The sequence below is a fragment of the Pseudomonas sp. BJa3 genome (assembly GCF_026343815.1).
Lineage (GTDB): Bacteria > Pseudomonadota > Gammaproteobacteria > Pseudomonadales > Pseudomonadaceae > Aquipseudomonas > Aquipseudomonas soli.
The window spans coordinates 1-15,670 of sequence record NZ_JAOXMC010000038.1 but is presented as its reverse complement, the minus strand read 5'-3'; the positions used below and the strand labels follow the sequence as shown (position 1 = coordinate 15,670).

The window sequence follows — 15,670 nt, the reverse complement described above, 5'->3', positions numbered from 1 at the left end:
GTCACCCTGATCAAGACCATCGCAATGGAAGACGGTCTGCGTTTCGCCATCCGTGAAGGCGGTCGTACCGTCGGCGCTGGTGTCGTAGCAAAAATTATCGAATAAGTAGTTGATTTACTTGATCAGGCCGGTATAATGGCCGGCCTGATACAGCGTTACAGGTCAGTAGCTCAATTGGCAGAGCGACGGTCTCCAAAACCGTAGGTTGGGGGTTCGATTCCCTCCTGACCTGCCATTCACCTCGGTGTGATTGGCTTTCTTCTTACAGGATCCTCCCCGATGACTCCCAAAACTGAAGCCCAAGAATCGCGTTTCGACTTGTTCAAGTGGCTGGCTGTAGTGGCTTTGGTGGTTGTCGCCGTTGTGGGTAATCAGTATTACTCCGCGTCGCCGATCCTGTACCGCGTTCTTGCACTTCTCGCCCTGGCTGCGGTTGCTGGCTTCGTTGCCTTGCAGACTGCGAAGGGTAAGTCGTTCTTCACGCTGGCGAAGGAAGCGCGGACCGAGATCCGTAAAGTCGTGTGGCCGACCCGCCAAGAAACCACTCAGACCACGCTGATTGTCGTGGCTGTTGTTCTGGTTATGGCGCTGCTGCTGTGGGGTCTCGACTCCCTGCTCGGCTGGGCGGTCTCCTTGATTGTTGGCTAAGGGTGTCCCGTGGCTAAGCGTTGGTACGTAGTGCATGCTTACTCGGGTTACGAGAAGCATGTGATGCGCTCCCTGATCGAGCGCGTCAAGCTGGCTGGCATGGAAGACGAATTCGGCGAGATCCTGGTCCCGACCGAAGAAGTCGTTGAAATGCGCAACGGCCAGAAGCGCAAGAGCGAGCGCAAATTCTTCCCTGGCTATGTATTGGTCCAGATGGAAATGAACGAAGGGACTTGGCACCTTGTCAAGGATACCCCTCGAGTCATGGGTTTCATTGGTGGTACCGCAGACAAGCCTGCGCCGATCACTGATAAAGAGGCCGAGGCCATCCTCCGTCGCGTTGCCGATGGTAGTGACAAGCCGAAGCCGAAGACGTTGTTCGAGCCGGGTGAAGTGGTTCGAGTCGTTGATGGTCCGTTTGCTGACTTCAACGGCACCGTCGAAGAGGTTAACTACGAAAAGAGCCGCCTGCAGGTTGCAGTGCTCATTTTCGGTCGCTCTACTCCGGTGGAGCTCGAGTTCGGCCAGGTCGAGAAGGTCTAGCAGGACGAAGCATCCCATACCCCGCAGCCCTATGTGCTGCGGGGTTTTGTCGTCACTGGGATAAAACGCAAGTCATCCGGGGAGCCATCTGGCGTTTGTACCCGATTTTGGAGTAGCTCATGGCTAAGAAGATTCAGGCTTACATCAAGCTGCAAGTAAAGGCCGGCCAGGCCAACCCAAGCCCACCCGTTGGTCCAGCACTGGGTCAACACGGTGTTAACATCATGGAATTCTGCAAGGCCTTCAACGCCCGTACTCAGGGTCAAGAGCCAGGTCTGCCGACTCCAGTGATCATCACTGTCTACAGTGACCGTAGCTTCACCTTCGAAACCAAGAGCACCCCTGCCTCGGTTCTGCTGAAGAAAGCTGCTGGCCTGACCAGTGGTTCGGCTCGTCCGAACACCGTTAAAGTCGGTACCGTTACCCGCGCTCAGCTGGAAGACATCGCGAAAGCCAAACAGGCTGACCTGACTGCCGCTGACCTGGACGCTGCTGTACGCACCATCGCTGGCTCTGCCCGCAGCATGGGCCTGAACGTGGAGGGTGTGTAATGGCTAAGCTGACCAAGCGCCAAAAGGCAATCGCCGAGAAAATCGAAGCAGGCAAGGCCTACAACTTCGAAGAAGCGGCAACTCTGCTGGCCTCGCTGCCTGCTGCCAAGTTCGTCGAGTCCTACGACATCGCCGTCAACCTCGGTGTTGACCCGCGTAAATCCGACCAGGTCGTACGTAGCGCTACCGTGCTGCCGCACGGCACTGGCAAGACCGTACGTGTTGCCGTCTTCACCCAGGGCCCGGCTGCTGAAGCCGCTCTGGCTGCCGGCGCTGACCGCGTAGGTATGGACGATCTGGCTGCCGAAATGAAAGGCGGCGACCTGAACTATGACGTCGTCATCGCATCGCCTGATGCCATGCGTGTTGTAGGTCAGCTGGGTCAGGTTCTGGGTCCTCGCGGCCTGATGCCTAACCCGAAAGTCGGTACCGTTACCCCAGACGTAGCCACTGCCGTGAAAAACGCCAAGGCTGGTCAGGTTCGCTACCGTACCGACAAGAACGGTATCATCCACACCTCCGTTGGCAAGATCGGCTTTGAAGCTGGCAAGCTGAAGGAAAACGTTGAAGCCCTGATCGCTGATCTGAAGCGTATCAAGCCGGCTTCCTCGAAAGGTATCTACGTCAAGCGCGTTACCCTGAGCACCACCATGGGCCCAGGTCTGATCATCGATCAGAGCTCGCTGGACGTGTAAGACCATGCCGGCGGGTGTAAGCTCGCCGGCAGCAAAAATTGGGGTCCCTGCCTGGCGGGGGCTATCCAAGACCGTAGGCGGCGCAAGCCTTAAACAACCAGCCTACGCAGATGGTGCTCCCGGTTCCTTACCGAATCAGACACCAAAACGACATCCGGCTTCGGCCAGATGAAACGGTAACAAGCAGGAGTTTTACCCGTGGCAATTAAACTCGAAGACAAGAAGGCCATCGTCGCTGAAGTCAACGAGGCTGCCAAAGTCGCTCTGTCCGCTGTCGTGGCTGATGCCCGTGGTGTGACTGTAGGCGCAATGACCGGACTCCGTAAAGAGGCTCGTGAAGCTGGCGTATACGTACGTGTCGTACGTAACACCCTGCTCAAGCGCGCTGTTGCCGACACTGAATTCAGTGTCCTCAACGACGCCTTCACTGGCCCGACCCTGATCGCTTTCTCCAACGAACACCCGGGCGCCGCTGCTCGTCTGTTCAAAGAGTTCGCCAAGGGTCAGGACAAGTTCGAGATCAAGGCAGCTGCGTTTGACGGCAAGTTCATTGCAGCGAACCAGATCGACGTGTTGGCTACCCTGCCGACCCGCGACGAAGCCATCGCGAAGCTGATGAGCGTGATCCAAGGCGCTACCAGCAAGCTGGCCCGTACCCTGGCAGCCATTCGCGACCAGAAAGAAGCCACCGCTGCCTAAGGCACCGGAAACTCTTTCAAATCATACGTTTAATTTGATAGCTGCGTAGGCTGTCACCCCAATACAGGATTTAAGTCATGTCTCTGACTAACGAGCAAATCATCGAAGCAATCGGCCAGAAAACCGTTCTGGAAGTTGTTGAGCTGATCAAAGCAATGGAAGAAACCTTCGGCGTTACCGCTGCTGTTGCCGCTGCCGGCCCAGCTGCTGCCGCTGCCGTTGTTGAAGAGCAAACCGAGTTCAACGTTGTTCTGGTTGAAGCCGGCGACAAGAAAGTAAACGTGATCAAGGCCGTTCGCGAGCTGACTGGTCTGGGCCTGAAAGAAGCCAAAGAGAAAGTCGATGGCGCTCCTCAGGTTGTAGCTGAAGGCGTTTCGAAAGAAGCCGCTGAAGACGCTAAGAAGAAGCTGGAAGAAGCAGGCGCTAAAGTCGAGCTGAAGTAATTTCGACTTTGCGATGCCAGCCCGAGCGTCAAGCGAAGGGCTGATGGCTGGTGGCTTATGCCACCGGCCTTTTTCCGTTATTGGTGGCCGATCAGGTCGGCCCCGATAACGAGCTGCAAGACACCCAAGAGGGTGGCGCAAACCAAAGGGTTTGCACGATTTTCTGGCTGCTCCCGCCGGGAGATGCCAAACAAGCAGGTGACCAAGCTGGGGAATGCTGATGGCTTACTCATACACTGAGAAAAAACGTATCCGCAAGGACTTTAGCAAGTTGCCGGACGTCATGGATGTGCCGTACCTCCTGGCCATCCAGCTGGATTCGTATCGCGAATTCCTGCAGGCGGGAGCATCCAAGGATCAGTTCCGCGACGTCGGTCTGCATGCGGCCTTCAAATCGGTATTCCCGATCATCAGCTACTCCGGCAATGCTGCCCTGGAGTACGTCGGCTATCGCCTGGGCGAGCCGGCTTTCGATGTGAAGGAATGTGTCCTGCGCGGTGTGACCTTCGCGGTCCCGCTGCGGGTGAAGGTGCGCCTGATCATCTTCGACAAGGAATCGTCGAATAAAGCGATCAAGGACATCAAAGAGCAAGAAGTCTACATGGGTGAAATCCCCCTGATGACTGAAAACGGTACCTTCGTTATCAACGGTACCGAGCGTGTGATCGTATCCCAGCTGCACCGTTCGCCTGGTGTGTTCTTCGACCACGACCGTGGCAAGACGCACAGCTCCGGTAAGCTGCTGTACTCCGCGCGCATCATCCCTTACCGCGGTTCGTGGCTGGACTTCGAGTTCGACCCGAAAGACTGCGTGTTCGTACGTATCGACCGTCGCCGCAAACTGCCGGCCTCGGTACTGCTGCGTGCCCTGGGTTACAGCACCGAAGAGGTTCTGAACACCTTCTACACCACCAACGTATTCCACCTTTCCGGCGAGAAGCTCAGCCTGGAGCTGGTGCCTCAGCGTCTGCGGGGTGAAGTTGCGGTCATGGATATCCATGACGACAGCGGCAAGGTCATCGTCGAGCAAGGCCGCCGTATTACCGCGCGCCACATCAACCAGCTGGAAAAAGCTGGCGTGAAAGAGCTGGACGTTCCGCTGGAGTACGTACTGGGTCGCACCACCGCCAAGGCGATCGTGCATCCGGCTACCGGCGAGATCATTGCCGAGTGCAACACCGAGCTGACCACCGACCTGCTGGTGAAGATCGCCAAGGCCCAGGTCGTTCGCGTCGAGACGCTGTACACCAACGACATCGACTGCGGTCCGTTCATCTCCGACACCCTGAAGATCGACACCACCAGCAACCAACTGGAAGCGCTGGTCGAGATCTACCGCATGATGCGTCCAGGCGAGCCACCAACCAAGGACGCCGCCGAGACCCTGTTCAACAACCTGTTCTTCAGCGCCGAGCGTTACGACCTGTCCGCCGTTGGCCGCATGAAGTTCAACCGTCGTATCGGTCGCACCGAGATCGAAGGTTCGGGCGTGCTGAGCAAGGAAGACATCGTCGAGGTCCTCAAGACTCTGGTCGATATCCGTAACGGCAAAGGCATCGTCGACGACATCGACCACCTGGGTAACCGTCGCGTCCGTTGCGTCGGCGAGATGGCCGAGAACCAGTTCCGCGTTGGCCTGGTGCGTGTTGAGCGCGCGGTCAAAGAGCGTCTGTCGATGGCTGAAAGCGAAGGCCTGATGCCGCAGGACCTGATCAACGCCAAGCCGGTTGCGGCGGCGGTGAAAGAGTTCTTCGGTTCCAGCCAGCTCTCGCAGTTCATGGACCAGAACAACCCGCTTTCCGAGATCACCCACAAGCGCCGCGTTTCCGCACTCGGCCCTGGTGGTCTGACCCGTGAGCGTGCTGGCTTCGAAGTCCGTGACGTACACCCGACTCACTACGGCCGCGTGTGCCCGATCGAGACCCCTGAAGGTCCGAACATCGGTCTGATCAACTCCCTGGCGGCCTATGCCCGCACCAACCAGTACGGCTTCCTGGAAAGCCCGTACCGCGTGGTGAAGGAAGGCGTGGTCAGCGACGACATCGTGTTCCTGTCCGCCATCGAAGAAGCCGATCACGTGATTGCCCAGGCTTCGGCCGCGATGAACGACAAGAAGCAGCTGATCGATGAGCTGGTAGCTGTTCGTCACCTGAACGAATTCACCGTCAAGGCGCCGGAAGACGTCACCCTGATGGACGTTTCACCGAAGCAGGTAGTTTCGGTTGCCGCGTCGCTGATTCCGTTCCTCGAGCACGACGACGCCAACCGTGCGTTGATGGGTTCCAACATGCAGCGTCAGGCTGTACCGACCCTGCGCGCCGACAAGCCGCTGGTAGGTACCGGCATGGAGCGCAACGTTGCCCGTGACTCCGGCGTCTGCGTGGTTGCTCGTCGCGGTGGTGTGATCGACTCGGTCGACGCCAGCCGTATTGTCGTGCGTGTTGCCGACGACGAAGTCGAGACCGGTGAAGCAGGTGTGGATATCTACAACCTGACCAAATACACCCGCTCCAACCAGAACACCTGCATCAACCAGCGTCCGCTGGTCAGCAAGGGTGACAAGGTTGCGCGTGGCGACATCATGGCCGACGGCCCGTCCACCGACATGGGTGAACTGGCACTGGGTCAGAACATGCGCATCGCGTTCATGGCGTGGAACGGCTTCAACTTCGAAGACTCCATCTGCCTGTCCGAGCGTGTGGTTCAGGAAGACCGCTTCACCACGATCCACATCCAGGAACTGACCTGTGTGGCCCGTGACACCAAGCTTGGCCCAGAGGAAATCACCGCGGATATCCCGAACGTCGGTGAAGCTGCGCTGAACAAGCTGGACGAAGCCGGTATCGTCTATGTGGGTGCCGAAGTCGGCGCTGGCGACATCCTGGTCGGCAAGGTCACTCCGAAAGGCGAGACCCAGCTGACTCCGGAAGAAAAACTGCTGCGTGCGATCTTCGGTGAGAAGGCCAGCGACGTTAAAGACACCTCCCTGCGTGTGCCGACCGGCACCAAGGGTACCGTCATCGATGTACAGGTCTTCACCCGTGATGGCGTCGAGCGCGACAGTCGCGCCTTGGCCATCGAGAAGATGCAACTGGACGAGATCCGCAAGGACCTCAACGAAGAGTTCCGCATCGTCGAAGGCGCGACCTTCGAGCGTCTGCGTTCGGCTCTGAACGGCCAGGTGGTCGACGGTGGCGCGGGCCTGAAGAAAGGCACCGTGATCAGCGACGACGTGCTGAACGGTCTGGAGCACGGCCAGTGGTTCAAACTGCGCATGGCCGAAGATGCACTGAACGAGCAGCTGGAAAAGGCTCAGCAGTACATCGTCGATCGCCGTCGTCTGCTGGACGACAAGTTCGAAGACAAGAAGCGCAAGCTGCAGCAGGGCGATGACCTGGCTCCGGGCGTACTGAAGATCGTCAAGGTCTACCTGGCAATTCGCCGTCGCATCCAGCCGGGTGACAAGATGGCCGGTCGTCACGGTAACAAGGGTGTCGTCTCGGTAATCATGCCGGTCGAAGACATGCCGCACGACGCCAACGGTACTCCGGTCGACGTCGTACTGAACCCGCTGGGCGTACCTTCGCGTATGAACGTCGGTCAGATCCTTGAAACCCACCTGGGCCTCGCGGCCAAGGGCCTGGGCGAGAAGATCGACCGCATGATCGAAGAGCAGCGCAAAGCCGCTGAACTGCGCACCTTCCTCACCGAGATCTACAACGAGATCGGTGGTCGTCAGGAGAACCTGGAAGAGTTCACCGACGAAGAGATCATCGCCCTGGCGAACAACCTGAAGAAAGGCGTGCCAATGGCCACTCCAGTCTTCGACGGTGCCAAGGAGCGTGAGATCAAGGCCATGCTGAAACTGGCTGATCTGCCAGAGAGCGGCCAGATGGTGCTGTTCGATGGCCGTACCGGCAACAAGTTCGAGCGTCCGGTGACCGTTGGTTACATGTACATGCTCAAGCTGAACCACTTGGTGGACGACAAGATGCACGCGCGTTCCACTGGTTCGTACAGCCTGGTTACCCAGCAGCCGCTGGGTGGTAAGGCGCAGTTCGGTGGTCAGCGTTTCGGGGAGATGGAAGTGTGGGCGCTGGAGGCATATGGCGCGGCATACACCCTGCAAGAAATGCTCACAGTGAAGTCGGACGACGTGAACGGCCGTACCAAGATGTACAAGAACATCGTGGATGGCGATCACCGTATGGAGCCGGGCATGCCCGAGTCCTTCAACGTGTTGATCAAAGAGATCCGTTCCCTCGGTATCGATATCGATCTGGAAACCGAATAACACGTGACGCGAGGGGAGTGGGCAGGTAATGCCCACTCCCTGCTCCGCCAGGAGGAAAGGCCTTGAAAGACCTACTGAATTTGCTGAAAAACCAGGGTCAAGTCGAAGAGTTCGACGCCATCCGCATCGGTCTGGCGTCGCCTGAAATGATCCGTTCGTGGTCGTTCGGTGAAGTCAAGAAGCCGGAAACCATCAACTACCGTACGTTCAAGCCTGAGCGTGACGGCCTGTTCTGCGCCAAGATCTTTGGCCCAGTCAAGGACTACGAGTGCCTGTGCGGCAAGTACAAGCGCCTCAAGCACCGCGGCGTGATCTGCGAGAAGTGCGGCGTTGAAGTTGCCCTGGCCAAGGTTCGTCGTGAGCGCATGGCGCACATCGAACTGGCCTCGCCGGTTGCCCACATCTGGTTCCTGAAGTCGCTGCCGTCCCGTATCGGCCTGCTGATGGACATGACCCTGCGTGACATCGAGCGCGTGCTCTACTTCGAGAGCTACGTGGTGATCGATCCGGGCATGACCACCCTCGAGAAGGGCCAGCTGCTGAACGACGAGCAGTACTTCGAAGCGCTGGAAGAGTTCGGTGACGACTTCGACGCCCGCATGGGTGCCGAGGCTGTCCGCGAGCTGCTGCACGCTATCGACCTGGAGCACGAGATCGGCCGCCTGCGCGAAGAAATTCCGCAGACCAACTCGGAAACCAAGATCAAGAAGCTGTCCAAGCGCCTGAAGCTGATGGAAGCTTTCCAGGGGTCGGGCAACCTGCCTGAGTGGATGGTCCTGACCGTCCTGCCAGTACTGCCGCCGGACCTGCGTCCGCTGGTTCCGCTGGATGGCGGCCGCTTCGCGACCTCCGACCTGAACGACCTGTATCGTCGGGTGATCAACCGTAACAACCGTCTGAAGCGCCTGCTCGATCTGTCGGCGCCGGACATCATCGTGCGCAACGAAAAGCGCATGCTGCAGGAAGCGGTCGACGCCCTGCTCGACAACGGCCGTCGCGGTCGCGCCATCACTGGCTCGAACAAGCGTCCGCTGAAGTCCCTGGCCGACATGATCAAAGGTAAGCAAGGTCGCTTCCGTCAGAACTTGCTCGGTAAGCGCGTGGACTACTCCGGTCGTTCGGTAATTACCGTAGGCCCGACCCTGCGTCTGCACCAGTGCGGTCTGCCGAAGAAGATGGCCCTCGAGCTGTTCAAGCCGTTCATTTTCGGCAAGCTGGAAATGCGTGGTCTGGCGACCACCATCAAGGCTGCCAAGAAGATGGTCGAGCGCGAGCTGCCGGAGGTGTGGGACGTTCTCGCCGAGGTGATCCGCGAACACCCCGTACTGCTCAACCGTGCGCCGACCCTGCACCGTCTGGGTATCCAGGCCTTTGAACCGGTACTGATCGAAGGTAAGGCTATCCAGCTGCACCCGCTGGTCTGCGCCGCGTACAACGCCGACTTCGACGGTGACCAGATGGCCGTTCACGTGCCGCTGACCCTGGAAGCCCAGCTCGAAGCGCGCGCGCTGATGATGTCGACCAACAACATCCTGTCCCCAGCCAACGGTGAGCCAATCATCGTTCCGTCGCAGGACGTGGTACTGGGTCTGTACTACATGACCCGTGAAGCCATCAATGCCAAGGGCGAAGGTCGCGTATTCGCCGACCTGCAGGAAGTCGACCGCGTTTTCCGCGCCGGCGAAGCCGCCCTGCACGCGAAAATCAAGGTTCGTATCAACGAAACCGTGAAAGACCGTGATGGCAGCATCACCAAGAACACCCGTATCGTCGACACCACTGTCGGCCGTGCGCTGCTGTTCCAGGTAGTACCGGCCGGCCTGCCGTTCGACGTCGTCAACCAGTCGATGAAGAAGAAGGCGATCTCCAAGCTGATCAACCAGTGCTACCGCGTGGTGGGTCTGAAAGAGACCGTGATCTTCGCTGACCAGCTGATGTACACCGGTTTTGCCTACTCGACCATTTCCGGCGTTTCGATCGGCGTTAACGACTTCGTTATCCCGGACGAGAAAGCCCGCATCATCGGTACCGCTACCGACGAAGTGAAGGAAATCGAGAGCCAGTACGCCTCCGGCCTGGTCACCCAGGGCGAGAAGTACAACAAGGTCATCGACTTGTGGTCCAAGGCGAACGACGAAGTGTCCAAGGCGATGATGGCCAACCTCTCGAAAGAGAAGGTCGTCGACCGCGAGGGCAAGGAAGTCGAGCAAGAGTCCTTCAACTCGATGTACATGATGGCCGACTCCGGTGCGCGTGGTTCCGCCGCTCAGATCCGTCAGCTGGCCGGTATGCGTGGCCTGATGGCCAAGCCGGACGGCTCGATCATCGAGACGCCGATCACCGCGAACTTCCGTGAAGGTCTGAGCGTACTGCAGTACTTCATCTCGACTCACGGTGCTCGTAAAGGTCTGGCGGATACCGCGTTGAAAACCGCGAACTCCGGTTACCTGACTCGCCGTCTGGTAGACGTTGCCCAGGACCTGGTCGTGACCGAGATCGACTGCGGCACCGACCAGGGCCTGCTGATGACCCCGCACATCGAAGGCGGCGACGTTGTCGAGCCGCTGGGTGAGCGCGTACTGGGTCGTGTCATCGCCCGTGACGTATTCAAGCCAGGCACCGAGGACGTCATCGTTCCGGCCGGTACCCTGGTCGACGAGCAGTGGGTCGAGTTCATCGAGCTGAACAGCATCGACGAAGTCGTCGTGCGTTCGCCGATCAGCTGCGAAACCCGCTACGGCATCTGCGCCAAGTGCTACGGTCGTGACCTGGCTCGTGGTCACCAGGTGAACATCGGTGAAGCTGTCGGCGTTATCGCTGCGCAGTCGATCGGTGAGCCGGGTACCCAGCTGACCATGCGTACGTTCCACATCGGTGGTGCTGCAAGCCGTACTTCGGCTGCTGACAGCGTCCAGGTGAAGAACGGCGGTATGGTGCGCCTGCACAACCTGAAACAGGTTGAGCGTGCCGACGGTAACCTGGTTGCCGTATCGCGTTCCGGCGAGCTGGCGATTGCCGACGAGTTCGGTCGTGAGCGTGAGCGTTACAAGCTGCCTTACGGTGCCGTGATTTCGGTCAAGGAAGGTGACAAGGTCGAAGCTGGCGCCATCGTCGCCAAGTGGGACCCGCACACCCACCCGATCGTTACCGAGCTGAAAGGTACCGTGACCTTCGTGGGCATGGAAGAAAACATCACCATCAAGCGTCAGACCGACGAACTGACCGGTTTGACCAACATTGAAGTTCTGGACGTCAAGGATCGCCCTGCCGCAGGCAAGGAAATCCGTCCGGCAATCAAGATGGTCGACGCCAATGGCAAGGACCTGTACCTGCCAGGTACCGACGTACCTGCCCAGTACTTCCTGCCGGCCAACGCCCTCGTCGGCGTGGCTGACGGTGCCCAGATCGGCGTCGGTGACGTTATCGCGCGTATCCCGCAAGAAACGTCGAAGACCCGTGACATCACCGGTGGTCTGCCACGCGTTGCCGACTTGTTCGAAGCGCGCCGTCCGAAAGAAGCCTCGATCCTGGCTGAAGTCAGCGGCACCATCGCGTTCGGTAAAGAGACTAAGGGCAAGCGTCGCCTGGTCATCACTCCGACCGACGGTAGCGATCCGTATGAAGAGCTGATTCCGAAGTGGCGCCATCTGAACGTCTTCGAAGGCGAACAGGTCAACCGCGGCGAAGTTATCTCCGACGGTCCGAGCGATCCGCACGACATCCTGCGTCTGCTGGGTGTGAGCGCGCTGGCGAAGTACATCGTCAACGAGATCCAAGACGTTTACCGTCTGCAAGGCGTGAAGATCAACGACAAGCATATCGAGACCATCCTGCGTCAGATGCTGCGCAAGGTCGAGATCTCCGAGTCGGGCGATTCCAGCTTCATCAAGGGCGACCAGATGGAACTGACTCAGGTCCTGGTAGAGAACGAGCGTCTCGCCGGCGAAGACAAGTTCATCTCCAAGTTCACCCGTGTGTTGCTGGGTATCACCAAGGCTTCGCTGTCCACCGAATCGTTCATCTCGGCGGCTTCCTTCCAGGAAACCACCCGTGTACTGACCGAGGCGGCGGTAACCGGCAAGCGTGACTACCTGCGCGGCCTGAAAGAGAACGTGGTCGTGGGTCGTCTGATCCCGGCCGGTACCGGTCTGGCCTACCACAGCGAGCGCAAGCGTCGCCGTGATGCCGACAAACCGCTGCGTGTGAGCGCCAGTGAGGTGGAAGCCGCACTGACCGAAGCACTGAATTCCAGCGGTAACTAAGTACAGGGCAGGGCCCCGGCAAGCCTCGGGCGGGCATCGGCGACATGATTTGTTGCCGATGACCGGGCGAGGAGGGCCGGGGCCTCGTCTTGACTGGGTGCAAGATCCTCTTTAGACTTTTGTACCCTTAAATTTGGTGAGGCTCCGTCTCGCCAATTTTTGGCTTTCTTGCAAGACAATAGAGTCGCAAGACAATCAGTGGAGCTAGTAGATGGCAACTATCAACCAGCTGGTACGTCAGCCGCGTAAGCGTTCGGTCGAGAAGTCCGACGTTCCTGCGCTGCAGAACTGCCCGCAGCGTCGTGGCGTGTGCACCCGCGTGTACACCACCACGCCGAAAAAACCTAACTCGGCACTGCGTAAAGTATGCCGTGTGCGTCTGACCAACGGTTTCGAGGTTTCCTCGTACATCGGTGGTGAAGGCCACAACCTGCAAGAGCACAGCGTCGTCCTGATTCGTGGCGGCCGTGTAAAAGACTTGCCAGGTGTTCGTTACCACACCGTTCGCGGCTCTCTGGATACTTCGGGCGTCAAAGGCCGTAACCAGGGTCGTTCGAAGTACGGTACCAAGCGTCCGAAGTAATCGGCCGTTTGCACATATCCAATTTTTTGAGTCGATAAGAGTAAGGTCGGGCAGGGGTCGAAGACCCACGTCCCGGGCTAACCTGAAGACCGTTTGAGGGCTTATCATGCCAAGACGTCGTGTAGCAGCAAAACGTGAGATCCTGGACGATCCGAAGTACGGATCCCAGATCCTCGCCAAGTTCATGAACCACGTGATGGAAAGCGGCAAGAAGGCCGTGGCCGAGCGCATCGTTTACGGTGCCCTGGACGCAGTCAAAGCACGCAAGAACAGCGACCCCCTGGAAATCTTCGAGAAAGCTCTCGACGCCATCGCTCCGCTGGTCGAAGTAAAGTCCCGCCGTGTCGGCGGTGCCACTTACCAGGTCCCGGTTGAAGTTCGTCCGTCCCGTCGTAACGCTCTGGCAATGCGCTGGCTCGTAGACTACGCCCGCAAGCGCGGCGAGAAGTCGATGGCTCTGCGCCTGGCCGGTGAACTGCTGGATGCTGCCGAAGGCAAAGGTGCTGCAGTCAAGAAGCGTGAAGACGTTCACCGTATGGCTGAAGCCAACAAAGCGTTCTCGCACTACCGCTTCTAATTCAAGCATCAATCATTTTGCGAGGGCTTTATGGCTCGTACTACAGCAATTAACCGCTACCGTAACATTGGTATCTGTGCCCACGTTGACGCGGGCAAGACCACCACTACCGAGCGGATCCTGTTCTACACAGGTCTGAGCCACAAGATGGGCGAGGTGCATGACGGCGCCGCGACCACCGACTGGATGGTGCAGGAGCAGGAGCGCGGTATCACCATTACCTCCGCTGCCGTTACCACCTTCTGGAAGGGTTCCCGTGGTCAGTACGACAACTACCGCGTAAACGTCATCGATACCCCCGGCCACGTTGACTTCACCATTGAAGTTGAGCGTTCGCTGCGCGTACTCGACGGCGCGGTCGTTGTGTTCTGCGGTACCTCCGGCGTTGAGCCGCAGTCCGAAACCGTATGGCGTCAGGCCAACAAGTACGGCGTTCCACGTGTTGTCTACGTGAACAAGATGGACCGTGCTGGTGCCAACTTCCTGCGCGTTGTCGGTCAGATCAAGAACCGTCTGGGTCACACCCCGGTTCCGGTCCAGCTGGCTATCGGTGCGGAAGACGACTTCCAGGGTCAGGTTGACCTGATCAAGATGAAAGCCATCTACTGGAACGACGACGACAAAGGTACTACCTACCGCGAGGAAGAAATTCCTGCCGAGCTGGTGGACCTGGCCAACGAATGGCGCAGCAACATGGTCGAGGCTGCTGCCGAGGCCAACGAAGAACTGATGAACAAGTACCTTGAAGAAGGTGACCTGTCCGTCGAAGACATCAAGGCTGGTCTGCGCGCCCGTACCCTGGCGAGCGAGATCGTTCCTGCTGTCTGCGGTTCCTCGTTCAAGAACAAGGGCGTTCCCCTGGTTCTCGACGCCGTTATCGACTTCCTGCCTGCGCCAACCGAGATCCCTGCGATCAAGGGTATCCACCCTGATCTGATCGACGTGCCGAAGGACGAAGTCACTGCAGAACAGTACGACGAGCGTCCTGCTGACGACAACGAGCCGTTTTCGGCGTTGGCGTTCAAGATCGCTACCGACCCGTTCGTTGGTACTCTGACCTTCGTCCGCGTTTACTCGGGCTTCCTGACCTCCGGTGACTCCGTCATCAACTCGGTCAAGGGCAAGAAAGAGCGCGTTGGTCGTATGGTGCAGATGCACGCTAACCAGCGTGAAGAGATCAAGGAAGTGCGCGCTGGCGACATCGCTGCTCTGATCGGCATGAAGGACGTCACCACCGGTGACACCCTGTGCAACGCCGACAAGCCGATCATCCTCGAGCGTATGGACTTCCCTGAGCCTGTAATTTCGCTCTCCGTAGAGCCGAAAACCAAGGCTGACCAGGAGAAGATGGGTATCGCGCTGGGCAAGCTTGCCCAGGAAGACCCGTCGTTCCGCGTCAAGACCGACGAAGAAACCGGCCAGACCATCATCTCCGGTATGGGTGAGCTGCACCTGGACATCCTCGTTGACCGCATGAAGCGCGAGTTCAACGTCGAGTGCAACGTCGGCAAGCCGCAGGTTTCGTACCGCGAGAAGATCACCAAGTCCAACGTCGAGATCGAAGGCAAGTTCGTTCGTCAGTCGGGTGGTCGTGGTCAGTTCGGTCACTGCTGGATCCGTTTCTCGGAGCCGGACGTCGACGACAAGGGCAACATCACCGAAGGTCTGGTGTTCACCAACGAAGTCGTTGGTGGTGTGATTCCTAAGGAATTCATCGCCCCGATCCAGAAGGGTATCGAAGAGCAGATGAAAAACGGCGTTGTTGCCGGCTATCCGCTGCTCGGCCTGAAGGCTACGGTATTCGACGGTTCGTACCACGATGTCGACTCCAACGAAATGGCGTTCAAGATCGCCGCTTCGATGGCGACCAAGCAACTGGCCCAGAAGGGTGGTGGCGTGGTCCTTGAGCCGATCATGAAGGTCGAAGTTGTAACCCCGGAAGACTACCTGGGTGACGTGATGGGTGACCTGAGCCGTCGTCGCGGGATGATCCAGGGTAATGAAGACTCGGTGTCCGGCAAGGTAATCACTGCTGAGGTACCGCTCGGAGAGATGTTCGGTTACGCAACCGACGTTCGTTCCATGTCTCAGGGTCGCGCAAGCTACTCCATGGAATTCTCCAAATACGCCGAAGCTCCGTCGAACATCGTCGAAGCACTCGTTAAAAAACAAGGCTAATCCCCTTTAGGCAAGAGGTTCACTGTCGTGGCTAAAGAAAAATTTGATCGTTCCCTTCCCCACGTTAACGTCGGCACCATCGGCCACGTTGACCACGGTAAGACCACTCTGACCGCAGCTCTGACCCGCGTCTGCTCCGAAGTTTTCGGTTCGGCCGTCGTTGAGTTCGACAAGATCGACTCGGCTCCGGAAGAAAA

Annotated in this window: 12 protein-coding genes, 1 tRNA gene and 1 pseudogene; all 14 read left to right on the top strand. The window is 58.5% G+C overall.

Going from position 1 to position 15,670, the window contains the following annotated elements:
- A pseudogene (locus OH705_RS26675) lies at positions 1 to 105 on the top strand (elongation factor Tu); the annotation flags it as partial.
- Between the two features lie 54 nt (positions 106 to 159).
- Positions 160 to 235 (top strand) — tRNA-Trp (locus OH705_RS26670).
- Positions 236 to 279: 44 nt separating this feature from the next.
- On the top strand, positions 280 to 648 hold the full coding sequence (gene secE / locus OH705_RS26665; protein WP_023628745.1) for a preprotein translocase subunit SecE: 369 nt from the start codon (positions 280 to 282) through the stop codon (positions 646 to 648).
- A gap of 9 nt (positions 649 to 657) precedes the next feature.
- Entirely contained in the window at positions 658 to 1,191 is a 534-nt protein-coding gene (nusG, locus tag OH705_RS26660; RefSeq protein ID WP_023628746.1) for a transcription termination/antitermination protein NusG, read from the top strand.
- A 119-nt stretch (positions 1,192 to 1,310) separates the two neighbouring features.
- Positions 1,311 to 1,742: a 50S ribosomal protein L11 gene (gene rplK / locus OH705_RS26655; protein ID WP_011531881.1), complete on the top strand. Its 432-nt coding sequence runs from the start codon at positions 1,311 to 1,313 to the stop codon at positions 1,740 to 1,742.
- Complete coding sequence (rplA, locus tag OH705_RS26650) at positions 1,742 to 2,437, top strand: 50S ribosomal protein L1 (protein ID WP_023628747.1); 696 nt, start codon at positions 1,742 to 1,744, stop codon at positions 2,435 to 2,437. The genes rplK and rplA overlap by 1 nt, the downstream gene beginning before the upstream one ends.
- A gap of 198 nt (positions 2,438 to 2,635) precedes the next feature.
- Entirely contained in the window at positions 2,636 to 3,136 is a 501-nt protein-coding gene (gene rplJ, locus OH705_RS26645; protein WP_023628748.1) for a 50S ribosomal protein L10, read from the top strand.
- 77 nt (positions 3,137 to 3,213) lie between these two features.
- Positions 3,214 to 3,579 (top strand): 50S ribosomal protein L7/L12, encoded by a 366-nt coding sequence (gene rplL, locus OH705_RS26640; protein WP_003255496.1) that lies wholly within the window; start codon positions 3,214 to 3,216, stop codon positions 3,577 to 3,579.
- Positions 3,580 to 3,799: 220 nt separating this feature from the next.
- Positions 3,800 to 7,873, top strand: a complete 4,074-nt coding sequence (gene rpoB, locus OH705_RS26635; RefSeq protein ID WP_031314438.1) for a DNA-directed RNA polymerase subunit beta — start codon at positions 3,800 to 3,802, stop codon at positions 7,871 to 7,873.
- 62 nt (positions 7,874 to 7,935) lie between these two features.
- Entirely contained in the window at positions 7,936 to 12,135 is a 4,200-nt protein-coding gene (gene rpoC, locus OH705_RS26630; protein WP_038707242.1) for a DNA-directed RNA polymerase subunit beta', read from the top strand.
- A gap of 211 nt (positions 12,136 to 12,346) precedes the next feature.
- Complete coding sequence (rpsL, locus tag OH705_RS26625; RefSeq protein WP_003255492.1) at positions 12,347 to 12,718, top strand: 30S ribosomal protein S12; 372 nt, start codon at positions 12,347 to 12,349, stop codon at positions 12,716 to 12,718.
- 106 nt (positions 12,719 to 12,824) lie between these two features.
- Positions 12,825 to 13,295, top strand: a complete 471-nt coding sequence (rpsG, locus tag OH705_RS26620; RefSeq protein ID WP_023628750.1) for a 30S ribosomal protein S7 — start codon at positions 12,825 to 12,827, stop codon at positions 13,293 to 13,295.
- Positions 13,296 to 13,325: 30 nt separating this feature from the next.
- Positions 13,326 to 15,473: an elongation factor G gene (gene fusA / locus OH705_RS26615; RefSeq protein WP_023628751.1), complete on the top strand. Its 2,148-nt coding sequence runs from the start codon at positions 13,326 to 13,328 to the stop codon at positions 15,471 to 15,473.
- 27 nt (positions 15,474 to 15,500) lie between these two features.
- A partial coding sequence (locus OH705_RS26610; RefSeq protein ID WP_232888303.1) for a GTP-binding protein occupies positions 15,501 to 15,670 on the top strand: 170 nt, incomplete at its 3' end.